The sequence below is a fragment of the Streptomyces platensis genome (assembly GCF_008704855.1).
GTDB classification, from domain to species: Bacteria; Actinomycetota; Actinomycetes; order Streptomycetales; family Streptomycetaceae; genus Streptomyces; species Streptomyces platensis.
On the sequence record NZ_CP023691.1, the window covers coordinates 5395996 to 5419194 of the forward strand.

Genomic DNA, 23199 nt, shown 5'->3' on the forward strand with positions numbered 1-23199 from the left:
CGAGTGGACCGGCCGCCACCAATGCCGCCGTGTTCGGGGAGGTGCTGCGGCACTTCCGGGAGGCGGCGGGCTTCACGCAGGAGAGATTGGCGAACCAAATCCCGTGCGACCGCTCGCACGTGGCCCGCGTGGAGGCGGGCACGCGCGTACCGCAGGACACGTTCGCCAAGCAGTGCGATGAACTGCTGGGGACGGGGGGAGTGCTGCTGCGGTTATGGGGGCGGATCGACTGGTACCCGGAGGTGCAGCATCCCGACTGGTTCGAGCGGCGGGCGGAGATGGACGCGAAGGCGGTGGCGCTGCGGGAGTATCAAGAGCAGGTGATCCCGGGACTGTTGCAGACGCCGGATTACGCGCACGCGCTGTTCAGTCGCCGCCTCACGAGCGCTGAAGCGGTGGAGGAGCGAGTCCGGGCGCGACTGAGTCGACAGCAGCGCTTCCTGGCGGCCAACGGCCCGTTGTACCTGGCTGTTCTGGACGAGAGCTGTCTGCGCAACGTCGTGGGCAGCCCGGAAGTCATGCGCGCCCAGTGCGCGCATCTGTTGAGCGTCGGGCGGTACGCCAACGTCCGCGTCCAGGTTGCCTCGGCCGACCGTGCCGAGATTCGGCGTCCCAAAGCCTCCATGGCCCTGATCACGCTGCCCGACGGGGAACGTTGGCTCTACTCGGAGTCGCTGGACCGTGGCCATTTCAACGGGGATCCGGCCGTCTACGCCCGCCACATCCAGACCTATGATGTGCTCCGGGCGGATGCTCTGTCAGCCCCCGAATCCGCCGCGCTGATCGGCGACTTCATGGAAGGGTACGGGGACCATGGACAAGCACCAGCTGAGCACAGCGATATGGACCAAGAGCAGCTACAGCCACGACGACGGCGGCAACTGCATCGAAGTGGCGCTCACCTGGATGAAGAGCAGCTACAGCGACAACAACGGCGGCAACTGCATCGAAGTAGCCCCCGGTATCCCCGACGCCGTCCCCGTTCGTGACAGCAAGGACCCCGACGGCCCCGTACTGGTCTTCCCGACGGGCGGCTGGTCGTCCTTCGTTACGGCCGTCAAGAACGGGGAGTTCCCCGCGGCCGTCTGACCTGGCAGCGACCTTCTGTTATCGCGCTGACACGGAGCGCTCCACTCCCTTATGCTGCGGTTTCCGTACCGCCGCGGCCGGTATCGGCAGCCCGACTGCCCAACGGGCCCGCAGCGACGGCTCGTTGGTCTTTTCGGGGGAGGTCGATGACTCGGATGAATGTGCCTGCGCAGCCCGGCGAGCCCGGTGGCTCGCCGGGGTTACGGAAGCCGGACGGTGGCGCTGCCCCGCCGACCCAGCCCCTCCCGCCCCCGGCCCCGCTCCTCCCGACCCCGCCCGGCGCCAGCGAGGCCACCCGGCTGCTGTGTGCGGGCACGTACATGGACGACAGCTTCCGTGACGCGGTCATCGACGAGCTGTACGTCCACGAGGAGCGGTTCGCCGCACCGTCCCTGGGCTTCGACGCCGCCCGTGTGCTGGCCCACGCGCTGCGTGCCCGGCGGCTCCAGCTCGGCTGGGCGGCGGGGATCCTGCTGCTGTGGATCGTGGCCCTCCCGCTGTCCTCGGGACTCGCGGGGCTCTATGTGTTCCCCGTCGTCCTCATGGCGGTGGCCCGCGTCGTCCGCCGGTCACCGGTCCTGCCGGGCCCGGCCCGCTTCCTCGCCTTCGTCCTGCGCTGGTACGGGCGGCTGACGCTCGCCTTCTTCTATGTGTCGATGCTGGTGGCGGCGTTCATCGGCGGGCTCGCGATCATGGGCCCGAACTGGCTGTTCACCACGCTGCTCCCGGAGGCGCTGGACTCCCTGACGCGGGACTCCTCGGACGAGTACGGCTCCTACGGCTCCGGCGCGTGGGACAGCTCCGACGGCAGTGACTTCGGCACCACCCACGCGTCCGGCCTGCTGGTCGGGGTGTGGATCGCGCTGCTGCTGCCACTGGCCCTGGCCCTGCTGGTCGGTCTGCAACGCGGGCAGTTCGCCCGGGTGATGGCGCAGGAACTGTCCAGGGAACGCTTCCCCGACGTCATGTCCGACCCCGCCGAGCGCTTCGCGGGCTACCGCTTCCTGCGGCTGCGGGACCGGGTGCGGACCGAGCAGCACGGGCCGCTGGTGATGTACCGGGCCGCCAACCCGTTCTGCGGTGCCGGACAGCCGTACAAGACCTGGTCGCTGTCGGTGGAGCTGAACCCCCGCGCCGACCGCACCGCCGAACCGCTGGACAACAGCGCCATCCTGGCCCGGATCGTGCCGCTGGTGGCGGCGCTGCGGGTGCCGTCGCCGCACGGTTCGCCGGCGGCCGCGGCCGCGGTCCGCGACCGGCTGCGCGCGCTGGAGATCGACGAGTGCGTCTTCCTGCCGGCCGAGGGGCTGCCGACCCGGGAGGCCGCGCCGTACGCCCCGGAGGCGTTCGAGGAGCACCGGGCGGCCGCGGTGGAGGAGGGCGGCGAAACCCGGCGGCACTTCCTGCGCATCCGGGTCGGCGGCTGGAACGAGGGCATCGTCACCACGGTCTTCGTCCGGGTGCACACCCAGGGCGGGATGCTGATGCTGGAGGTCGCGCCGCATGTGCTGTGGCCGCTGCGGCAGCCCTTCCAGGACGCCGACCGGCTCGCCCACCGCTACCGCCACCATCACCACTTCGGCAAGGCGGTCTGGGCGCTGGCCCGCACGCCCCGCTCCGCCGGACACGCCCTCGGCACGCTGGCCCGCGGCCTGTTGTCGGCCTGGCGGCTGGCCACCGCGGGACATGGCGCGGCGCTGCCCGAGGGCCCCGGTGCCGCCGTACGTGAACTGGGCTCGTACGGGGAGTCCTCGCTCTTCCAGGACATGGATGTCGCCCGCTATCTGAAGACCGTTCAGCAGCGGGTGGCGGCCGGGGTGGTCACGGCACTGCGCGAGGCGGGCTATCAGACCGACGAGTTCGAGCAGCGGATCGTGCATGTCGCCGAGGGCGGCGTCTATGTCGAATCCGCACAGGGCGCCGTCGGCATCGGCGACCACAACACGATCAACCACCACTCCGCACCCCCGCGCGGGACCGAGACGAAGGGAAGTGCCCGGCGTGGCAACGGCTGACGAGCGCGGAAACGGCATCCACATCGGCAGTGTCCGGGGTGCCTTCGCCATCGGCGACCACAACACGGTGACCCACCACGAGGGCCCGGCCGCACCGGCGGCGGACCCGGCACAGGAGGAACTGCTGCGCGCCGTCCGCGCCTTGCGCGACGATCTGTCCCGGGCCGTGGAGAGCCCGCAGATCACGGCCCTGAGCGGGGAACTCGCCGAAACCGAGACGGAGATCGCGGACCACGGCGCGGCGGGCCCCGGCCGTCTTTCCCGGCTCCGTACGGCGCTCGCGGACGCCGGCGCGGTGGTGGGCCTGCTGGCCTCCGGCGCCGCGGTGAGCCAGGCGGTCGCGGCACTGGCGGGAGGCTGACCATGAAGCGCGGTGGCCGGCCCCGCTGGAACAGCGAAACCCAGCGCTGGGAGAACGACACCCCCGCACCCGCCCCGTACACGGGCCCGACGCCGCCCCGGCCGTCGTTCACGCCGTCGGTGGGCGGGCCCGGGGACGGCGGGGGCGACGTGCCCCCGCCCGCTGTGCCTCCGCCCGCTGCGTCTCCGGCCGACCCGCCCCCGGCGGCCGCCGCGCCGCGCAGCACGTACCCCTACCCGCACCCCAGCGCGTACACCGAGGGCTTACCGGGCCCCGCCGCCGACCCATACCGCACCCCCGAGGCGGACGCCGGCTACGACCCCGGTGCCCGGCGCCGCACGGGACTGGTCGCCGGTGTCGCGGTGGCCGTGATCGTGGCGGCCGTCGGCGGGGGCTATCTGCTCTGGGGCCACGACGACGATCCGGCCGCCGCCCGCCCGGCGGCCCGCACCCAGTCCTCCGCCCCGTCCCGTACGGCCACCGGTCCGTCCACCGGCGCCCCGGACAGCCCCACGCCCGCCCCCACCCTCTCCGAGCTGCCCGACGGCTTCCGCCTCGCCCACGACAAGAAGAACTTCACGCTCGCGGTGCCCGGCACCTGGACGCGCAGCGAGCGCAAGACCGGGGTGTTCTACACCGCACCGGACGACCGCGGCCTGGTGCAGATCTTCGAGATCACGGACCCCGAAATCACCCCGCGCGAGGCGCTCCAGCAGGCATCCCAGGGCCTGTCCGCCAACCCTGGCTACGAGGAGATCAGCCTCGAACCGCTGGGTTTCCCGGGGCCGGGCATAGATGCCAACCAACTGGTCTACGCCTATGACAGCAAGCGGCTCCACACCCGCGTCAAGGTCGTCGACTGTGCCTTCACCGCCACCGACGGCCGCCAGTTCGCGGTCCTCGTCCTGGGCGCCGAGGACGACTGGCCGCAGCAGGAACAGACCCAGGAGATCGCGCTGCGGACCTTCGTCCCTCACACCTGAGCGCGGCGCGCGGGGTCCGGCTACCCGGGCAGCTCCGTGCGCTCCCACCACTCGTAGACGGGGAGCGCGCCCTCGGAGGTGTTCTGCTGCCGGCTGGTGGCCCGGAAGTGTTCATAGCCGTTACGGAACGGGATCTTCAGCTCCATCCCGGGCGGATCGATCGGCACGATCCGCTCCGGGAGTTCCTCGGGGCCGCCTTCGAGCACTGCTTTCGCCGCTGTGTCAGCCATGCCTGCATTGTCGTCACATCCGGACCTGCTCGCTCGTCGAAGGAGTGAAGGCGCCCACTCCCGGGCGCCGCAGCACACCGGAAACGAGGAGGCCCCGACATGGCACGGATTTCGCTCACCCCGCGGCGCACGCTCACCCTGCGACTGGCCGAGTGGTACTCACGGCGGGCCTACGGCGAGGTGCTCCAGCCCGCGCTGGCGATGGGCCACCACCCCAGGGTCCTGCGCTCCTACTTCTCCTTCGAGAGCAAGGTGGCGCGGTGGAAGGCGCTGGACCCGGCGCTGAAGACGCTGGCGGAGATGGCGTCGGCGGTGACGATCGGCTGCTCGTGGTGTGTGGACTTCGGCCACTGGCACGCCGACCGGCTGGGACTGCCGCTGGAGAAGGTCAGCAAGGTGCCCGACTGGCGGTCACACGAGGAGTCCTTCACCGAGCTGGAGCGGCTGGTGATGGAGTACGCGGAGGCGATGACCGCCACACCGCCCGCCGTGACCGACGAGCTGGCCGAGAGCCTGCACGGGCGGCTGGGCGACACGGCGTTCGTCGAGCTCACCACGATGGTGGCGGTGGAGAACCTGCGCTCCCGCACGAACAGCGCCCTGGGCCTGCACAGCCAGGGATTCTCCGACGCCTGCGCGATCCCGCCCCGGCCCCTCACGCCGGGCGGGGCGGCGTGAGGGGGCGGGCGGGCGCCGGCACGTGGGGTCAGTCCCGGGGGAACTCGTCGGTGGAGAAGGTGATTCCGACGATGGTGTGGGTGAGGTCCACAGGCGTGCCGTAAGCGATGGTGACGTCGATCTTGTAATCGCCGTCCTGCGGGTCGGTGAAGACGCGGCACCGGCCCAGATAGGGGTCGGCGATCATGTAGACCGGGACCTCGGCGAGGGCGTAGGCCGTTTTCTTGGGGCCGTAGTCGTTCTTGCCGGTGCTCTCGGAAATGACCTCGGCGACGAACTCGATGTCCCGGTAACGCGGGTGGCCCTTGTCGTTCTTGGTGGCGCCTTCCGCCAGCGCCACCACGTCGGAGGCGAACCCGTTCAGATAGCCGGGGAAATCGATGCGCACGTCGGACAGCACGCGCTTCTTCGGATACCGCGTACGCAGATGTTCGACGATGTCCAGGATCGTCTCCCAGTGCGTGCCCCGCTGCGGCGCCATGTAGATGGTCCCCTCGACGATCTCAGCCTTGTAGCCCTCGGGGATGTGCATCTGCTCGAACATGTCGTCCAGCTCGCTGCTACTGGCCATCTCGGTCCTGTCGGTCAGTTCGATGGTCACCGTGCCGCTCCTCCCCGCCGCCCGCGCGCCGCGGGCAGCCGCACGGTTCAACGATACGTATGTACGAACGGTTACGTACCGCGACGAGCAGGAGTCAGGCGCTCTGGGAGCCCTCGGAGCCCTGGATCCGGTCCTCCAGCACCGAGATGTCGGCCGTGTCGCCGGGGGCGGGGGTCTTGCTGGAGACCGGGGTGTCGTAGTTGCTGAGCAGGATGGTGCCGGTCTGGTGGTCGACCTCGGCGGTGAGTTTCAGCGGGTAGTGCTTGCCGTCGATGGCCACGTAGAGGGTCTGGACGGCGCCCTGGGCCTTCTTGACGACGGGGAGGACGCGGGTGCCCTCGTGGGTGGTCGGGCGGCCCTTGGTGAGGGTGGGGGTGGCCGAGGGGGAGGGGGCGCCGGAGGGCGGGTTCTCGGGGGGTAGGGCGGACTTCTGGAACGCCCTGAGGTCGCAGGCCGCGGAGAGGTTGCCGAGGAAAGCGTTCTTGGTGGTGCCGTGCAGGAACGTGTCCTTGTATTTCTCGGCGGCGTCGCGGCCCTCGTTCCCGGGCAGCTGGCTTTTCCAGAAGGCGGCGTCCGGCTTCATCCAGACCTGGTTCCCGCGCTTGACGAGCTCGACGCGGCCGAGTGAGCCCTTGCTGATGGCGCCGGTGCAATTGCCGGCGCGGTCGAGGGTGAGGTCGAGTTTGGTGGGATCAGCACTGGTCTGGGTGCGCAACCGCAGGGATTTCGCGGCGACCAGCTGGTGGAGGGAATCGTCGGAGATCTGCTGGGCCGATTTGTTGGCGAGGTCGCCCTCGCCGCCGTCCGGATCCTCGGCCGCCGCGGCGCCGGTGCAGGCGGCCCCGGCGATCAGGGCCGCGCCGCAGGTCAGGGCCGCGGTGGCGGTGGCGGCACGCCGTCTGCTGGTCATCTGGGTACCTCCGGTCCCGAGGGGAAATGCAGCCTGGGACATACGGCTATTCAGGGTACGTTCCGGGATATTCGGCCGCACGTTCAGTGAGTCGAGTCACTTTCCATGAATGTTTGGGCATAGGTCCGCAGCTTGGGGGGAGGGGTCCACGTTGCTGGTGACGCCAGTGGTTGCACCAGTGGGTACGAGATCGGTAACCGGAAGGCAGAACGACGTGTCGTCAATCGAGACCATTCACGTAGACGGGGTGTGGCAGGCCGCCGCAGCCGGCGAAACGCGGGAGGTCCTCGACCCCGCCGACGCGACGACGCTCCAGCTGGTGGCCGAGGGCGGTGCCGAGGACACCGACGCGGCGGTCGCGGCCGCCCGCCGGGCCTTCGACGAGGGCGACTGGCCCCGTACCGCCGTCGCCGAGCGCTCCGCGCTGCTCCGCCGGGTCGCCGACCTGCTCCAGCGCGACCGCGAGGAGATCGCCCTCATCGAGAGCCGGGACACCGGCAAGACGCTGGAGGAGGGCCGGGTCGACGTCGATGACGTCACCAACGCCTTCCGGTACTTCGCCGACCTGGTGATGAACGAGAGCGGCGGCCGGGTCGTCGACGCCGGTTCGCCCGACGTGCACAGCGTGGTCGTGCACGAGCCGGTCGGTGTGTGCGCGCTCATCACGCCGTGGAACTACCCCCTGCTCCAGGCCAGTTGGAAGATCGCGCCGGCCCTCGCGGCCGGCAACACTTTTGTGATCAAGCCCAGCGAGGTCACCCCGCTGTCGACCGTGCACCTGATCAAGCTGCTGGTCGAGGCCGGGCTGCCGGCCGGGGTCGCCAACATCGTCACCGGCGCGGGCCTGCCGGTCGGCCAGCGGCTCGCCGAGCACCCGGACGTCGACCTGTTCTCCTTCACCGGTGGCCTGGTCAGCGGGACGAAGGCGGGCGCGGCCGCGGTCTCCGGCGCCAAGAAGATCGCGCTGGAGCTGGGCGGCAAGAACCCGAATGTGGTGTTCGCGGACTCCTGCGCCACCGAAGAAGGCTTTGACACCGCTGTCGACCAGGCGCTGAACGCCGCGTTCATCCACAGCGGCCAGGTCTGCTCGGCCGGTGCCCGGCTGATCATCGAGGAGTCGGTGCGCGACCGCTTCGTCTCCGAGCTCGCCCGCCGGGCCGAGAAGATCAAGCTCGGCCGGGGCACCGAAAACGGTGTCGAGTGCGGTCCGCTGGTCTCCCAGCAGCAGCTCGACAAGGTCGAGGCCTACGTCGCCTCGGCGCTGGCCGAGGGCGCCCAGCTGCGCTGCGGCGGAGCCCGGCCCGAGCCGTCGGACGTCCGTCCGGCCGCCGGCTACTTCTACGCGCCGACCGTGCTCGACGGCTGCCACCGCGAGATGAAGGTGGTCCGTGAGGAGACCTTCGGCCCGATCCTGACGGTGGAGACCTTCACCACCGAGGACGAGGCCGTGGCGCTCGCCAACGACACCGAGTACGGCCTGGCCGGTGCGGTCTTCTCGGCCGACACCGCGCGGGCCCGCCGGGTCGCCGCGCGGCTGCGGCACGGCACGGTCTGGATCAACGACTACCACCCCTACCTTCCGCAGGCGGAGTGGGGCGGCTTCGGCAAGTCCGGCATCGGACGGGAATTGGGTCCCGCGGGTCTGGACGAGTACCGCGAGAGCAAGCACATTTACGAAAACCTCCGGCCGGAGCCGGTGCGCTGGTTCGCGGGCTGACCCCCGCCCTCCTTGGCACCACCCGCACCACGCACGTTGTAAGAAGGAGCACCCCCAATGCCTGTGTATGACTATGTCGTAGTCGGCGGCGGCACCGCCGGTTCCGTCATCGCCTCCCGCCTCACCGAGGACCCGGACGTCACCGTCGCCGTCATCGAGGGTGGCCCGTCCGACATCGACCGCGAGGACGTGCTGACGCTGCGCAAGTGGCTCGGCCTGCTCGGCGGCGAGCTGGACTACGAGTACACGACCACCGAGCAGCCGCGCGGCAACTCGCACATCCTGCACAGCCGCGCCAAGGTGCTCGGCGGGTGCTCCTCCCACAACACGCTGATCTCCTTCAAGCCCCTGCCGTCCGACTGGGACGAGTGGGAGGAGGCGGGAGCCAAGGGCTGGAACGCCAAGGCGATGGACCCGTACTTCGGCAAGCTGCGCAACAACATCGTGCGGGTGGCGAAGAAGGACCAGAACCAGATCGCCACCGACTGGATCGAGGCCACCAAGACGGCCCTCGGCGTCCCCGAGGTCGTCGGCTTCAACGACCAGCCCTTCGACGAGGGCGTCGGCTTCTTCGACCTCTCCTACCACCCGGAGAACAACAAGCGCTCCTCCGCTTCCGTCGCCTACCTCCACCCGCACATCGAGGCCGGCGACCGCCCGAACCTCACGCTGATGCTGGAGACCTGGGCGCACAAGCTGGAGCTGGACGGCACCACCGCCAAGGGCGTCCACGTCCGCACGAAGGACGGCGAGGAGGTCTATGTCGAGGCCGCCCGCGAGGTGCTGGTCTGCGCCGGCGCCGTCGACACCCCGCGGCTGCTGATGCACTCCGGTATCGGGCCGAAGAAGGACCTGGAGGCGCTCGGTCTGCCGTGCGTGCTCGACCTGCCGGGCGTCGGGGAGAACCTGATCGACCACCCCGAGTCGGTGATCGTCTGGGAGACCGAGGGACCGATCCCGGGCAACTCCGCGATGGACTCCGACGCGGGCCTCTTCGTCAAGCGGGACCCGGAGCACAAGGGCCCCGACCTGATGTTCCACTTCTACCAGATCCCGTTCACCGACAACCCCGAGCGACTGGGCTACGAGCGCCCCGAGCACGGCGTGTCGATGACCCCGAACATCCCCAAGTCCCGCTCCCGCGGCCGCCTCTACCTCACCTCCGCGGACCCCGAGGCCAAGCCGGCCCTCGACTTCCGCTACTTCGAGGACGAGGACGACTACGACGGCCAGACCCTCGTCGACGGCGTCAAGCTGGCCCGCAAGATCGCCCAGGCCGAGCCGTTCGCCAAGTGGCTCAAGCGGGAGGTCTTCCCCGGCCCCGAGGTCACCGACGACGCGGAGATCAGTGAGCTGGTGCGGAAGGCGGCCCACACCGTCTACCACCCGGCCGGCACCTGCAAGATGGGCGCCGCCGATGACCAACTCGCCGTCGTCGACCCCGAGTTGAAGATCCGCGGGCTGTCCGGCATCCGGATCGCCGACGCCTCCGTCTTCCCGACGATGCCCGCGGTCAACCCGATGCTGGGCGTGCTCATGGTGGGGGAGAAGTGCGCTGAACTGCTCCATAAGGCTCCGACCCAAGGAGGTGATGCGTGATGGCTACCACCTCCGCCGGCGCATCCGAGATACCCAACGCCCGTACGTCCAAGGACGCCGCCGCCACCGAGGCGTCCGACGGACGTGAGGTCGTCTTCTCCGTTCGCAACCTCTGGAAGGTCTTCGGCCCCAAAGCCGAGCGCATTCCCGGCGACTCCTCCGTGACGGAGCTGAGCGCCCAGGAACTGCGCGAGCAGACCGGTTGCGTGGCCGCCGTCCGCGATGTCTCCTTCGACGTCCACAAGGGCGAGGTCTTCGTCGTCATGGGCCTGTCCGGCTCCGGCAAGTCCACCCTCGTGCGGTGCCTGACCCGGCTGATCGAGCCGACCAGCGGTGAGCTGGAGATGGACGGCGAGGACGTCCGCGCCATGGACCGCACCACGCTGCGCGAACTGCGCCGCCGCCGCGCCGCCATGGTCTTCCAGCACTTCGGCCTGCTGCCGCACCGCACCGTCGTCGACAACGTCGCCTACGGCCTGGAGATCCAGGGCATGGGCAAGACGGAGCGCCGCACGAAGGCCAACGAGATGGTCGACAAGGTCGGCCTGGCCGGGATGGAGAAGCGCCGCCCCGGGCAGCTCTCCGGCGGCCAGCAGCAGCGCGTCGGCCTGGCCCGCGCACTCGCCGTGGACCCCGAGGTCCTGCTCTTCGACGAGCCGTTCAGCGCCCTGGACCCCCTCATCCGCCGCGATATGCAGGAAGAGGTCGTCCGCCTGCACCGTGAAGAGGGCCGCACCATGGTCTTCATCACCCACGACCTCGCCGAGGCGCTGCGGATCGGTGACCGGATCGCCCTGATGCGCGACGGCAAGATCGTCCAGCTCGGCACCCCCGAGGAGATCGTCGGCTCCCCGGCCGACGACTACGTCCGCGACTTCGTCCGGGACGTCCCGCGCGAGCAGGTGCTGACCGTCCGCCGCGCGATGCGCCCGGCGAAGGACGGCGAGGCCGACGAGGGCCCCGCGCTGAGCCCCGACACCCTGATCTCCGACGCCATCGAGGCCGTCGCCCGCTCCGGCGGCGCCGCCCGGGTCGTCGACGGCAAGCGCTGCCTGGGCATCGTCGACCACGCCTGCCTGCTGAACGTGGTCGCCCGGCTCGACAGCCCGCAGCACGGCGAGGTGGCTGCCTGATGTACGCCGCCACCACCCACCGCGGCGCCGTGCGCGCCGTCGGTTCCAGAGCTCCCGCGGCCACGCCGCGGGCCCGGCTGCGCGCCACCCTCCTGCGCCGCTGGCGCGAGGCCCAGCGCTGCGCCGCCCTGAACATCCCCACGGGCACGGTGAAGAGGGGGCGCGCATGAGCATCACGCCCCCCATCGCGGTACGCCCGCTGAGCGATGCCAAACGGCCCGGCCCCCTGCGGGCGGTGCGGCAGTTCCCCGCCCTGAGCAAGCTCCTGCTGCTCGTCCTCGCCGCGGCGGTCCTGGTGCCGCTGCTGGCCACCAAGTACGGCGCCACCTGGCCGTCCTCGCTGACCGTCGATGTCTCCGGCCCGCTCGGCAAGACCAGCGACTGGATCATCGACAACCGCGACAGCCACTGGCTGTTCGTCTACTTCCTCGGTCACCTCAGCAACGCCGTGGTGATCTCGGTACGCGCGGTCTACATGCTGCTGCTCGCGCTCGGCTGGACCGGTGTGACCGCCGGTGTCACGCTGATCGCCTGGCGCGTCGCCGGTCTCCGTATCGCCGCCATCTCACTGATCTCCTTCCTGGTCAGCGGCCTGCTGGGGATGTGGGTCCCGACCATGCAGACCCTCGCCCTGATGGTCGTGGCGGTGATCTTCTCGGTCGTCGTCGGCGCCCTGCTGGGCCTGGCCGGCGGCCTGTCCGAGCGGCTGTTCCGCGTCCTGCGCCCGGTCCTGGACACCATGCAGGTGCTCCCGGCCTTCGCCTATCTCCTGCCCGTGGTGCTGGTCTTCGGCATCGGCGTCCCCGCCGCGCTGCTGGCCACCGTCATCTACGCGGCTCCGCCGATGGCGCGGCTCACCGCGCTGGGTCTGCGCGGCGCCGACCCCGGCGTCCTGGAAGCGGTCTCCTCGCTCGGCGCCACCGGACGGCAGCGGCTGCTGACCGCCCGCCTGCCGCTGGCCCGTAAGGAACTCCTCCTCGGCGTCAACCAGTCGATCATGATGGCGCTGGGCATGGTCGTGATCGCCTCGATGATCGGCGCCGCCGGTCTCGGTGACCGCGTCTACCAGGCCCTCGCCTCGGTCGACGTCGGTGCCGCGCTCGCCGCCGCCATCCCGATCGTGCTGCTGGCCATCGTCATGGACCGCACCACGGCCGCGGCCGGTGAGCGTCTCGGCGCCGGTACCTCCGCCCCCGGCCCGGCGTGGCTGCGTGGCTGGCAGGCCTGGACCGGCATCGCCGTGGTCACCGCCGTGCTCGCGCTGGCCGGCCGGCTGAGCGGTTCGCTGGTGTGGCCGGGTGCCTGGGCCGTGGACCTCGCCCGCCCCGTCAACGACTTCAAGGAGTGGATGGTCGACCACCTCTACTCCGGCGTCCCGGTCATCGGCGGCACCGCCGACTGGGCCGAGCACTTCACCAACTGGGTGCTCAACCCGCTGCGGGACGGCCTGACCGCGCTGCCCTGGTACGGCACGCTGCTCATCGTCGCCGCGCTGGCCTGGCTCATCGGCACCTGGCGCACCGCGCTGACCGCCGTTCTCGCGATGGCCGCCATCGGTGTGCTCGGCGTGTGGAAGCCGTCGATGAACACCCTGTCCCAGGTGCTCGCCGCGCTGGTGGTGACCCTGGTGCTGGGCTTCGGCGTCGGCATCCTCGCCGCCGGCAGCAAGCGCCTGGAGGCGATCCTGCGGCCGGTCCTGGACGTCATGCAGACCATGCCGCAGTTCGTCTACCTCATCCCGGTGGTCGCGCTGTTCGCCGTGGGCCGCGCCCCGGCGGCCGCCGCGGCGGTCGTCTACGCGCTGCCCGCCGTCATCCGCATCACCACCCAGGGCCTGCGCCAGGTCGACCCGGGCGCCATGGAGGCCGCCCGCTCGCTGGGCGCCACCCGCTGGCAGATTCTGCGCCAGGTCCAGCTCCCGCTGGCCCGGCCGGCGCTGCTGCTCGCCGTCAACCAGGGCGTGGTCCTGGTCCTCGCCGTCGTCATCATCGGCGGCCTGGTCGGCGGCGGTGCCCTCGGCTACGACGTCGTCACCGGCCTCGCCACCGGAGACCTGGCCCTCGGCCTGGTCGCGGGTGTGGCCATCGTGTGCCTGGGCCTGATGCTGGACCGGGTCACCCAGCCCACGGAACGCCGCACCACGGGGAAGGGAGTCTGACCATGTCCCGTAAGCGCACCATGATCATCGGGACGGCCGCGCTGGCCGGCACGGCGGTCCTCTCCCTCTCCCTGTCCTCCTGCGGCAAGGCCGACATGACCAAGCAGGTCTCGCCGTTCGCGGCGGCCAAGGGCTCCAAGTCGGTCACGCTGTCGGTGCAGACCTGGGTCGGCGCCCAGTCCAATGTCGCGGTCGCCAAGTACCTTCTTGAACACAAGATGGGCTACCACGTCGACACCGTCCAGGTGGACGAGATCCCCGCCTGGGACGCCCTCAGCCAGGGCCGGGTCGACGCGATCCTGGAGGACTGGGGCCACCCCGAGCAGGAACAGCGGTACGTCAAGGACAAGAAGACGATCACGGCGGGCGGCGGCAACGGCGTCACCGGCCACATCGGCTGGTATGTCCCCAAGTACTGGGCGGACAAGCACCCCGAGGTCACCAACTGGAAGAACCTCAATAAGTTCGCCAAGCAGCTCCGTACCTCGGAGAGCGGCAACAAGGGCCAGCTGATGGACGGTTCGCCGTCCTATGTCACCAATGACAAGGCGCTGGTGAAGAACCTCAACCTCGACTACGAGGTCGTCTTCGCGGGCTCCGAGGCGGCGCAGATCACCCAGATCCAGCAGTTCGCCAAGCAGAAGAAGCCCTTCCTGACGTACTGGTACGAGCCGCAGTGGCTCTTCAATCAGGTGCCGATGGTGGAGGTCAAGCTCCCCAAGTACACCGATGCCTGTGCGGAGAAGGGCGCCAAGGACCCCACGTCCATCGACTGCGCCTATCCGACCACGCCCCTCCAGAAGTACTTCAACACGGAATTCGCCAAGAAGGGCGGCAGTGCCGCGGCGTTCCTGAAGGACTTCAAGTGGACCAAGGACGACCAGAACGAGGTCTCCGAGTCGATCGCCTCGGGCGGTCTGTCCGCCGACGAGGCGGCGAAGCGCTGGGTGGACAAGCACCCGGACGTCTGGAAGAAGTGGCTGACCAAGAAGTAGCCGCAGGGAAAGCGCGGAACCCCGCGGGCAGTCGCACGATGTGTGCGGCTGCCCGCGAGCGCGTTCCGGGGCCTTGCGCGCCGGCCTTACCCGTTCGGGTGGCGGGTGGCGAACCACCGCACGGCGCGGCGCCCGGCCCAGAAGGCTGGGCAGCCGTCACCGACGAAAGGCCCGTCATGCCGCTGCCGCCGACCTGCCCCACGCCCGACTGCGACGACCGGCTGTGGAAGGACACCGCGCACACCAGCACCGACTGGGACAACTGGCGCTGGTGGTGCTGCCGTTGCCGCAAGCAGTGGTACCCCACGGCAGAACAGCTCCAGGACTTCCGCTACGGAACGAGCCGGCCCGCCGCGGCCCACCGGGACCCGCGGGCGGCCCACCGGTAGGCGGGGTTTCGGGGTGCGTCAACCACGGCGGCGGAAGCGGATTGCGCTCGGCAGGACGCCCCGCCCCTCACCTCACCCCACCCGCAGCAGCAGCTTGCCGGTGCTCTGGCGGCTGCCGATCAGCCGGTGCGCCTCGGCGGCCTCGGCGAGCGGGAATTCGGCGGTGACGGGAAGCTCCACGGTGCCGTCGGTGACCGTACGGAAGGCCCGTTCGGCCAGCGCGCGCAGCGCGTCCGGTGCCGTCCTGGCCAGGGCCAGGATGGAGAAGCCCGCGACCGACCGTCCGCTCGGGTACAGCTCGGGCTGCCCCACCTGCCACGGCTCGGCGGAACTCGCGTTACCGAACGAGACCAGGCGGCCGAAGACGGCCAGGGAGCCCAGGCCGCGCCGGAAGGTGTCGCCGCCGACGGGGTCCAGCGCGAGGTCGACGCCCCGTCCGCCGGTGGCGCGGCGCACCTCCGCCGCGAAGTCCGGGCCCACGAACACCTCGTCGTAGCCGTACTTCCGTGCGTACCCGGCCTTGGCCGCCGTCGAGACGACGCCGAGGACGGCCCCCGCGCCCGCCGCCTTCGCCAGCTGGCCGACGACCGTCCCGATCCCGCCCGCCGCGCCCTGCACCAGCACGGTCTCGCCCGCCCGCAGCCGGCCCACCTCGTGCACCAGGGCATGCGCGGTGGGCAACACCGTCGGCAGGGTGGCCGCGCGACGGAGGTCCATCCCCTCCGGGAGCGGGAACACGGTTGCCGCGGCGGCGACGACGGTCTCCGCGTACCCGCCCCCGTCCGTGAGTGCCGCGACCTCCTGCCCCGGCCGCAGCCCCGTGACCTCCGCGCCGACCGCACGCACCCGTCCGGAGACCTCCAGGCCCGGCCGGAACGGCAGGGACGGGACGCGGTAGCCCTCCGCGCGGGCCTTGAGGTCCGCGAAGTTCACCCCGGCGTAGACGACATCGATACTCACCTGCCCGGGACCGGGCTCGGGCACGGCCCGCTCCACGGCCGTCAGGACTTCCGGGCCGCCGTACTCCTGGAACTCAACCGCACGCATGACTGCACACGCCCCTTATGAGTGTTCAATGGAAAGCGAACACTGCGACTGTATGATCGGCATCGAACACTTGGCAAGGGGGATCGAGACGTGCCGGACCGCAGCAGCCACCGCGCCGAGCCGGTGCACACCCACCCCGACGACGTCCCGATCGAGACCGCGCTCGCCGCGCTCGCCGATCCCGTACGGCTCCAGCTCGTCCGCGAGTTGGCCGGGTCCGCCGCCTGGACGCACAGCTGCGGCAGCTTCCGTGTCCCGGTCGGCAAAGCGGCCCTCAGTCACCACTTCGCGGTGCTGCGCGCCGCCGGTCTGGTGGAGCAGCGCGACCAGGGACCCAAGCGCCTCAACCGCCTGCGCCGCGAGGAGTTCGACACCCGCTTCCCGGGCCTGCTCCACCTGGTGCTGCGAGAGGAGGCGTAGGGCGTGTCCGCCCAGCTCGACAAGCTCCGCAGCGAGCAGTGAGTTCTGCCGGCGGTCCGCACGTCCGCTGAGCGCGACCACCAACTGCGCGCCGTGCGCTGAGCGCGCGACCGCCAACTCCGCCCCCTCCGCGGCGAATCGGCGCCGGGCGAACCCGCTCCGCCCGGAGCATTACGGCGAAGGTGACATTGCGGTACGTCCTGTCCCCCGCGGGTGCCGAACGGCCGGGACCTGGTTGCCCGGCGGGCCCGGCGTGACGGCATAGTAGGGCGCAGCCCGATGAGGGACATGACAATTAACGGTGGCAACGGTGCGCTGTTGCGCTCGGCGCCGCCCCGTACCAGGGGGACTCCCGCTCCATGCCATCCATCCGCCGCTCCACCGCCGCCGCCGCGGCACTCGTCGCACTGCTCGCGGGCACCGTCACCGCCTGCGGCCCGGACGATGCCGTCGGCGGTGCGGCCGCCGACCAGAAGGACCGGGCCGACGGGGGCTTCAAGCTTCCCAGTGGCGCGCCGACCAGCCTGGACGACCTGAAGAAGTGGAAGGACGGCGGCTGGCAGGACTGGGACAAGTGGGCCCGCGACGCAAAGGACTTCGCCAACCCGGTCATCAAGGACCACTGGAAGTCCGACCGGCTGGCCAAGGCGAAGACCTCGCCGGAGATCGGCGTCAAGGCCACCGGCACGGGGAGTGAGTTCGAGGGTACCGACCCCGAACCGCAGCCGGTCACCGCCGAGCAGGTCGCCCGGCCGTACCACCAGCACATGGCCCCGGTCGGGAAGATCTTCTTCGACAGCCCCAAGGGCCCGATGGTCTGCTCCGGCACGATCGTCGAGGACCCGGCGCACCCCGGGAAGTCCAACCTGGTGTGGACCGCGGGCCACTGTGTGCACTCCGGCAAGCAGGGCGGCTGGATGCGCAATATCGTCTTCGTGCCGTCCTACAACGACAACGGCGTGCCGATGAACCAGGTCAACAGCACGCCCGCCCAGCAGGTCACGCCCTACGGCCGGTTCTGGGCCGACTGGATCACCACCTCCGGTGAGTGGATCAACATGGGCAGCGAGAAGTCCGGCAACGGCGGCTCCGCCTACGACTTCGCCGTGCTGCACGTCAAGCCGGAGAACGGCAGCGGCAAGTCCCTCCAGGAGACCGTCGGCAACGCCGCCCGGGTCTGGTTCAACGCCCCCGCCGCGAACCAGATCGGCTCCCTGGACGCCTTCGGCTACCCGGCGGCTCCCCCCTACGACGGCGCGCGCATGATGAACTGCCCGGCCCGCCCCGGCCGCCTCGTCATGCAGCAGGGCACGCCCGCCATGAACCGCATCGGCTGCACCATGACCGGCGGCACCTCCGGCGGCGGCTGGTTCGTCAACCGCGGCGGCAAGCTGACCCTGGTGTCCAACACCTCCATCAGCTCCAACGCCCACACCTGGCTGGCCGGCCCCCACCTGGGCCCGGAGGCCCAGCGGGTCTTCGCCGACATCAGCCGGAAGTTCGCGAACCGGTAGGGGAGGACGGGGCGGCGGAGGCGGCTCAGAGCCCCTCCGCCGCCCCGCCCACGGCCGCTACCCCAGAGGCGGCAGCGCCCGGCACAGCGCCTCCAGGGCGGCGGGGAAGGCGCTGTCGCTGGGGGCCGCATAGCCGACGACCAGGCCGTGGTGGGCCGTCATGGTGGCCTCGGGGTGGCGGTAGCCGGACAGGCCGTCGAGGGCCAGGCCCTGCCAGCGGGCGGCGCGCAGGGCCGCTTGTTCGTCCGGCTCGCCCGCGCCGTCGGGGAGTTGGAGGACGGCGTGCAGACCGGCCGCGATGCCGGTGACGGTGAGGTGCGGGGCATGGTCGGCCACCGCGTCGAGCAGCTGGTCGCGGCGCCGGCGGTAGCGCTGGCGCATCCGGCGGATGTGCCGGTCGTAGGCGCCGTGGGCGAGGAACTCGGCGAGGGTGAGCTGGTCGGTGACGCCCGCCCAGGCCTCGCGCTCGCCCTTGGCCTCCAGTACGGCGTCGATGAGCCGGTCGGGAAGCACCATCCAGCCCAGCCGCACCGCGGGGGAGAGGCTCTTGCTGACCGAGCCGATATGGAGGACACGCTCCGGATCCAGGCCCTGGAGGGCGCCGACGGGCTTGCGGTCGTAGCGGAATTCACCGTCGTAGTCGTCTTCGAGGACGTACCTTCCGCTCTCCCTCGCCCAGTTGATGACCGCGGCCCGGCGGTCCGGGTGCAGCGGCACGCCGAGCGGGAATTGGTGCGCCGGGGTGAGCAGCACCGCCTCCACTCCCTTGGCTTCCGCCAACTCCGCACTCACGGCGCCGTGTTCGTCGATGCCGAGGGGGTGGGTGCGGAGGCCGGCGGTGGCCAGGAGATGGCGGTGGAACGGCAGGCCGTAGGACTCGACGGCGAGCGGCCCGGGGAGCACGGCGGGCAGCAGCAGCCGCAGCGCGTGGGCGAAGCCGGAGCAGATCACGATGCGTTCGGGGTCGGTGCGTACGCCACGGGTGCGCGCCAGGTAGTCGGCGAGGGCGCGGCGCAGTTCGGGGCGGCCGCGCGGGTCGCCGGGGCCGAACGCGTCGTGCGGGGCGGCGGTCAGCGCACGGCGCGCGGCGGCGAGCCAGGCGGTGCGCGGAAAGGACGCGGCGTCCGGCTGGCCCTGGAGGAGGTTGTGCGTGGGGCGGCTCACCGGGGCGCGGTGGGCCGGGGCCCGGGTGGGCGTCAGCGGCTGCGCGCGGTGGGCGACGCGGGTGCCGGAGCCCTGCCGGGCGCTGAGCCAGCCCTCGGCGACGAGTTCGGCGTAGGCGTCGGCGACGGTGTTACGGGCGATGCCGAGGTCGGCGGCGAGCGAGCGGTAGGGCGGCAGCCGCGTGCCGGGGGTGAGCCGTCCGGACCGTACCGCGTCCCGCAGCGCCCGGATGAGGACGGCGCGGCGGCTGCCGGGCCCGGTCAGCTCCAGATGCAGATCGGCGCCCAGGCTCTCCGCGAGATTGACCCATGATTCCGGCATGGAAATGCACCCTACAGCCGGTCGCCTGCTCTTCTAGATTCAAGGCATGACGAATGAAGCGCAGCTCAACACGGCACAGATCACCGCTCGGATCGACGAGGCGAACATGGCGGACGAGAGGGCGGGCCGCAGCCCCCGGGTCAATTTCGCGAAGGCCGCGCCGAAGGCCTTCAAGGCTCTGATCGGCTTTGACGCCGCGGCCCGTGAGGGGCTTGACCCGGCCCTGGTGGAACTGGTCCAGATCCGGTCCTCGCAGCTCAACAAGTGCGCGTACTGCCTGCACATGCACACCACCGACGCCCGCAAGGCCGGTGAGAGCGAGGAGCGCCTGCACATGGTCGCCGTCTGGGAGGAGGCCGCACACTTCTTCACCCCCAAGGAGCGGGCGGCCCTCGCCCTCACCGAGGCCGTGACCCTGGTGGCGCAGGGCGGCGTACCGGACGAGGTCTACCAGCGCGCCGCCGCCCACTTCGACGAGCCGGAACTGGCCCGCCTGCTGGCCCTGATCTTCACCATCAACACCTGGAACCGGCTCGCCCTCAGCACGGGGAAGGTGGCGGGGACGGACGAGCGGTAGGAGGGTGGGGCCGGGCCCGGCGTGGGGACGGGCCCGACCTCCCTCCCAAAGGCCCTCAGGGCCTCAGCCCCCCGCCGTCATCCCCCTCCCAGCTCCTCCCGCAGCCGCTCCGCCATCCCCGTCAGGGCCGCCATCGCCCGCTGCTGGAGGCCGGGGCCGAAGGTGACCCGGGCCGCGCCCAGGGTGCCGAGTTCGCGGGGTGCGGGGCCGTCGGGCGTCACCACGGCATTGACCGGGAGGCCGATGGCGCTGGCCAGGTCGGCCAGCAGGGGCGGCGGGGCGAGGATCGGGTAGACGCAGTCGGCGCCGGCCTCGGCGTAAAGGCGGCCGCGGCGGACCGTCTCGTCCCGGTCCGGGACGCCGCACAGGTAGGTGTCGATCCGGGCGTTGATCACCAGGGCGTCGCCCGCCTCGGCGCGTACCTCGGCCAGCCAGTCGGCCTGCTGGTGCGCGTCCCGCAGGGTGCCGGTGGCGTGGTCGGCGTCCTCCAGGTTGCAGCCCACCGCCCCCGCGTCCGCGAGCCGGCCGACCAACTCCCGGGCGGACAGACCGTATCCGGCTTCCACGTCCGCCGAGACCGGGATGCCGACGGCGCGGACGATACGGCGCACGGCGGCGAACATCTCGTCGGGCGGGGTCGCACCGTCCTCGTAACCGAGGGAGGCCGCGACGCCCGCGCTGGGCGTGGCCAGCGCCGGGAACCCGGCGTCGGCGAAGACCTGGGCACTCGCCGCGTCCCACGGTCCGGGAAGGACCAGCGGGAGATCGAGGCCGTGGTGCAGGGCACGGAGTACGGCGGCCGTCATGACGCACCTCCGACGGGGGTGCGCACCGCTTCGGTGGGGGCCAGATTCGCCCCCACCGGGATACGGGCCGCGACATTGATCCGGTTCCAGGAGTTGATGGCCGTGATCAGGGCGAGGAGGCGGACGATGTCGGTGTCCTCGAAGTGGGCCGCTGCCCGGTCGTAGACCTCATCCGGGACGCCGCTCCGGGGCAGCAGGGTCACCGCCTCGGTGAGGGCTAGGGCCGCCTGCTCCTTGGGGGAGTAGAGACCGGCGGCCTCTTCCCAGGTGCCGAGAAGGGCGATCCGCTCCTCGGTCTCCCCGGCCTTGCGGGCATCCGTGACATGCATATCGAGACAGAAAGCGCAGTGGTTGAGCTGCGAGGCCCGGATGAGGAGGAGCTCGACCAGGGCCGGGTCGAGGTCCTTCTTGGCGGCGCGGGTCAGTGCCAGCAGCGGACCGTAGATGCCCGGCGCGAGCCGGTAGAAGCGCAGCCGCGGGGTCTCTGTCGTGGTCATGCCTGCCCCGGGGCCATGCGGGTGGCGACGCCGAAGCGGTTCCAGGCGTTGATGGTGGTGATCAGGGCGATGAGCTGGGCGAGTTCGGTGTCGCCGAAGTGGCCCGCGGCGCGGTCGTAGACGGCGTCCGGGACGAAGCCGTCGGTGAGGAGGGTGATCGCCTCGGTGAGGGCGAGGGCGGCCTGTTCCTTGTCGGTGTAGTGGCCGGCGGCCTCCTCCCAGGCGTTGAGGAGGTAGACGCGCTGCTCGGTCTCGCCGGCCTTGCGGGCGTCCTTGATGTGCATATCGATGCAGAAGGCGCAGTGGTTGAGCTGCGACGCGCGGATCTTGACCAGCTCGACCAGCGTCGGGTCGAGGCCCTGCTTCGCCGCCACGTCCAGCGCGATCATGGCCTTGTAGACGTCCGGCGCGAGCTTCGCCCAGTGCAGCCGGGGGCCGTGCCGGTGCGCCGCGCCCTCCGCCGTCCCGGGGGCCGTGGCCGGTGTCGTCGTCTGTGCTGTCGGTGTGGTCGTCATGGCTACGACGCTACGGCGGCAATGGCACAGCTGTATGGTCCACTTCCATGGGGAATTCCTGGGCCACTTTCGGGCGCGATCTACACCTCGACCTCACCGGTCCCGGCGGACTGCGGGCCGCCCTGCTGCGCGCCCTGCGGGATGCCGTACGGTCCGGCCGGCTGGCCCCCGGCACCCGGCTGCCGTCCTCCCGCTCGCTCGCCGCCGACCTCGGCATCGCCCGTAACACCGTCGCCGACGCCTACGCCGAACTCGTCGCCGAGGGCTGGCTCAGCGCCCGGCAGGGCTCCGGCACCCGCGTCGCGGCCCGGGTGCTGCCGCGCGCCACCCCCGCCGCACGGCGCACCCCGGGCCCGGCCGGCCACGCCGACCGGCCGCGCTTCGACCTCACCCCGGGCACCCCTGATGTCTCCGCCTTCCCCCGCACCGCCTGGCTCGCCGCCGCCCGCCGCGCCCTGACCGCCGCCCCCAGCGAGGCCTTCGGCTACGGCACCGCGCGCGGGCGCCCCGAACTCCGCACCGTCCTCGCCGACTACCTCGCCCGCGCCCGCGGGGTACGCGCCGACCCCGACCGCATCGTCATCTGCGCCGGCTTCATGCAGGGGCTGGCGTTGCTCAGCCGGGCGCTGGGCACCGGGCAGCTGGCCGTCGAGTCGTACGGCCTGGACTTCCACCGCGCCGTCATCACCCGCGCCGGCCTGGGCACCGTCCCGCTCACCGTGGACGAACGCGGCGCCCGTACGGAGGAGCTGGCCGGGCTCGACGGCGTACGGGCGGCGCTGCTCACCCCCGCCCATCAGTTCCCCACCGGCGTGCCGCTGCACCCCGACCGCCGCGCCGCCGCCGTCAACTGGGCACGGTCCACCGGAGGTTTCATCCTGGAGGACGACTACGACGGCGAGTTCCGCTACGACCGCCAGCCGGTCGGCGCCCTCCAGGGACTCGACGCCGACCATGTCGTCTACCTGGGCACCGCCAGCAAGAGCCTCGCCCCCGCACTGCGGCTGTCCTGGATGGTGCTGCCGGACCGGCTGGTGGATCCGGTGCTCGCGCTCAAGGGCACCGGCGAATGGCAGTCCGGCACGCTGGATCAGCTCACCCTCGCCGAGTTCCTGTCCTCCGGCGCCTACGACCGCCATCTGCGCGGCATGCGGCTGCGCTACCGGCGGCGCCGCGATCAGCTGGTGGCCGCCCTGGCCGACCACGCACCCCAGGTCCATGTCTCGGGCATCGCCGCCGGTCTGCACGCCGTGCTGGAACTCCCGCCCGGCACCGAACAGTCCATCGTCCAGGGAGCCCGCTGGCAGGGCCTCGCCCTGGAGGGCCTGCGCCGCTTCCACGACCCCGCCGCCCCACCGGCCTCCCGCGACGCCCTGGTGGTGGCCTACGGCACCCCTCCCGACCACTCCTTCACCCACGCACTGGACGCCCTGCTCCGCGCGCTGCCGCCGGGGGAGCCGGGCGAGTAGGGGGAAGCAGG

At 71.4% G+C, this 23199-nt stretch carries 24 protein-coding genes and 1 pseudogene; 17 read left to right on the plus strand and 8 right to left on the minus strand.

The features are described from left to right. Positions 1-41: 41 nt before the first annotated feature. From CP981_RS38175 to CP981_RS23965, 5 genes and pseudogenes are all read left to right on the plus strand, one after another. Positions 42-776, plus strand: a pseudogene (locus tag CP981_RS38175) (helix-turn-helix domain-containing protein); the annotation flags it as partial. Positions 777-813: 37 nt separating this feature from the next. Further along, positions 814-1089, plus strand: coding sequence for a DUF397 domain-containing protein (locus tag CP981_RS38780; protein ID WP_085927628.1), 276 nt, complete (start codon positions 814-816; stop codon positions 1087-1089). Positions 1090-1235: 146 nt separating this feature from the next. Next, positions 1236-3104, plus strand: coding sequence for a hypothetical protein (locus CP981_RS23955; RefSeq protein ID WP_167536141.1), 1869 nt, complete (start codon positions 1236-1238; stop codon positions 3102-3104). Beyond that, positions 3091-3465: a hypothetical protein gene (locus CP981_RS23960; protein WP_085927650.1), complete on the plus strand. Its 375-nt coding sequence runs from the start codon at positions 3091-3093 to the stop codon at positions 3463-3465. The genes CP981_RS23955 and CP981_RS23960 overlap by 14 nt, the downstream gene beginning before the upstream one ends. Positions 3466-3467: 2 nt before the next feature. After that, positions 3468-4448 (plus strand): hypothetical protein, encoded by a 981-nt coding sequence (locus tag CP981_RS23965; RefSeq protein ID WP_085927627.1) that lies wholly within the window; start codon positions 3468-3470, stop codon positions 4446-4448. A 20-nt stretch (positions 4449-4468) separates the two neighbouring features. Here CP981_RS23965 and CP981_RS23970 read toward each other — a convergent pair whose 3' ends face one another. After that, complete coding sequence (locus CP981_RS23970) at positions 4469-4678, minus strand: DUF5988 family protein (protein ID WP_167536142.1); 210 nt, start codon at positions 4676-4678, stop codon at positions 4469-4471. 99 nt (positions 4679-4777) lie between these two features. Between CP981_RS23970 and CP981_RS23975 the strand changes: the two genes are divergently transcribed. Further along, positions 4778-5356 carry a carboxymuconolactone decarboxylase family protein gene (locus tag CP981_RS23975; RefSeq protein WP_085927625.1) on the plus strand — a complete coding sequence of 193 codons (579 nt, stop codon included), beginning with the start codon at positions 4778-4780 and terminating at the stop codon, positions 5354-5356. 28 nt (positions 5357-5384) lie between these two features. On the opposite strand, the gene CP981_RS23980 is transcribed toward CP981_RS23975, so the two are convergent. Then, positions 5385-5957, minus strand: coding sequence for a Uma2 family endonuclease (locus tag CP981_RS23980; RefSeq protein WP_244329769.1), 573 nt, complete (start codon positions 5955-5957; stop codon positions 5385-5387). A gap of 94 nt (positions 5958-6051) precedes the next feature. Beyond that, entirely contained in the window at positions 6052-6867 is an 816-nt protein-coding gene (locus CP981_RS23985; protein ID WP_085927624.1) for a hypothetical protein, read from the minus strand. 214 nt (positions 6868-7081) lie between these two features. Between CP981_RS23985 and CP981_RS23990 the strand changes: the two genes are divergently transcribed. From CP981_RS23990 to CP981_RS24015, 7 genes are all read left to right on the plus strand, one after another. Next, positions 7082-8584, plus strand: a complete 1503-nt coding sequence (locus CP981_RS23990) for an aldehyde dehydrogenase family protein (protein ID WP_085927623.1) — start codon at positions 7082-7084, stop codon at positions 8582-8584. 57 nt (positions 8585-8641) lie between these two features. Continuing rightward, a complete protein-coding gene (locus CP981_RS23995; protein ID WP_085927622.1) occupies positions 8642-10183 on the plus strand; it encodes a GMC family oxidoreductase in 1542 nt (513 codons plus the stop codon). Then, positions 10183-11316, plus strand: a complete 1134-nt coding sequence (locus CP981_RS24000; protein ID WP_085927621.1) for a quaternary amine ABC transporter ATP-binding protein — start codon at positions 10183-10185, stop codon at positions 11314-11316. The genes CP981_RS23995 and CP981_RS24000 overlap by 1 nt, the downstream gene beginning before the upstream one ends. After that, positions 11316-11486, plus strand: coding sequence for a hypothetical protein (locus CP981_RS37860; RefSeq protein WP_167536143.1), 171 nt, complete (start codon positions 11316-11318; stop codon positions 11484-11486). The genes CP981_RS24000 and CP981_RS37860 overlap by 1 nt, the downstream gene beginning before the upstream one ends. Beyond that, the gene (locus CP981_RS24005) at positions 11483-13474 is read left to right on the plus strand and encodes an ABC transporter permease (protein ID WP_085927620.1); all 1992 of its coding nucleotides are present in this window, start codon (positions 11483-11485) and stop codon (positions 13472-13474) included. The genes CP981_RS37860 and CP981_RS24005 overlap by 4 nt, the downstream gene beginning before the upstream one ends. Positions 13475-13476: 2 nt before the next feature. After that, positions 13477-14469 (plus strand): ABC transporter substrate-binding protein, encoded by a 993-nt coding sequence (locus CP981_RS24010; RefSeq protein WP_425282155.1) that lies wholly within the window; start codon positions 13477-13479, stop codon positions 14467-14469. Between the two features lie 176 nt (positions 14470-14645). Next, positions 14646-14858: a hypothetical protein gene (locus tag CP981_RS24015; protein WP_085927619.1), complete on the plus strand. Its 213-nt coding sequence runs from the start codon at positions 14646-14648 to the stop codon at positions 14856-14858. A gap of 72 nt (positions 14859-14930) precedes the next feature. On the opposite strand, the gene CP981_RS24020 is transcribed toward CP981_RS24015, so the two are convergent. Beyond that, positions 14931-15905, minus strand: a complete 975-nt coding sequence (locus CP981_RS24020) for a quinone oxidoreductase family protein (protein ID WP_085927618.1) — start codon at positions 15903-15905, stop codon at positions 14931-14933. A 90-nt stretch (positions 15906-15995) separates the two neighbouring features. On the opposite strand from CP981_RS24020, the gene CP981_RS24025 reads away from it, so the two are divergent. After that, the gene (locus CP981_RS24025; RefSeq protein WP_085927617.1) at positions 15996-16325 is read left to right on the plus strand and encodes an ArsR/SmtB family transcription factor; all 330 of its coding nucleotides are present in this window, start codon (positions 15996-15998) and stop codon (positions 16323-16325) included. Between the two features lie 359 nt (positions 16326-16684). Further along, the gene (locus tag CP981_RS24030) at positions 16685-17839 is read left to right on the plus strand and encodes a trypsin-like serine peptidase (RefSeq protein ID WP_085927616.1); all 1155 of its coding nucleotides are present in this window, start codon (positions 16685-16687) and stop codon (positions 17837-17839) included. A 57-nt stretch (positions 17840-17896) separates the two neighbouring features. On the opposite strand, the gene pdxR (CP981_RS24035) is transcribed toward CP981_RS24030, so the two are convergent. Beyond that, positions 17897-19324 (minus strand): MocR-like pyridoxine biosynthesis transcription factor PdxR, encoded by a 1428-nt coding sequence (gene pdxR / locus CP981_RS24035; protein ID WP_085927615.1) that lies wholly within the window; start codon positions 19322-19324, stop codon positions 17897-17899. A 106-nt stretch (positions 19325-19430) separates the two neighbouring features. Between pdxR (CP981_RS24035) and CP981_RS24040 the strand changes: the two genes are divergently transcribed. Then, a complete protein-coding gene (locus tag CP981_RS24040; protein WP_244330069.1) occupies positions 19431-19901 on the plus strand; it encodes a carboxymuconolactone decarboxylase family protein in 471 nt (156 codons plus the stop codon). Positions 19902-19978: 77 nt separating this feature from the next. Here the strand turns inward: CP981_RS24040 and CP981_RS24045 are convergent, their stop codons facing one another. The 3 genes from CP981_RS24045 to CP981_RS24055 are packed head-to-tail and all read right to left on the minus strand — an operon-like array spanning position 19979 to position 21719. Further along, complete coding sequence (locus CP981_RS24045) at positions 19979-20707, minus strand: isocitrate lyase/PEP mutase family protein (RefSeq protein ID WP_085927613.1); 729 nt, start codon at positions 20705-20707, stop codon at positions 19979-19981. Next, a complete protein-coding gene (locus CP981_RS24050; protein WP_085927612.1) occupies positions 20704-21204 on the minus strand; it encodes a carboxymuconolactone decarboxylase family protein in 501 nt (166 codons plus the stop codon). The genes CP981_RS24045 and CP981_RS24050 overlap by 4 nt, the downstream gene beginning before the upstream one ends. Next, complete coding sequence (locus CP981_RS24055) at positions 21201-21719, minus strand: carboxymuconolactone decarboxylase family protein (RefSeq protein WP_107429588.1); 519 nt, start codon at positions 21717-21719, stop codon at positions 21201-21203. The genes CP981_RS24050 and CP981_RS24055 overlap by 4 nt, the downstream gene beginning before the upstream one ends. Positions 21720-21766: 47 nt before the next feature. On the opposite strand from CP981_RS24055, the gene pdxR (CP981_RS24060) reads away from it, so the two are divergent. Beyond that, on the plus strand, positions 21767-23188 hold the full coding sequence (gene pdxR / locus CP981_RS24060) for a MocR-like pyridoxine biosynthesis transcription factor PdxR (protein ID WP_085927611.1): 1422 nt from the start codon (positions 21767-21769) through the stop codon (positions 23186-23188). The last annotated feature ends 11 nt before the right edge of the window (positions 23189-23199 follow it).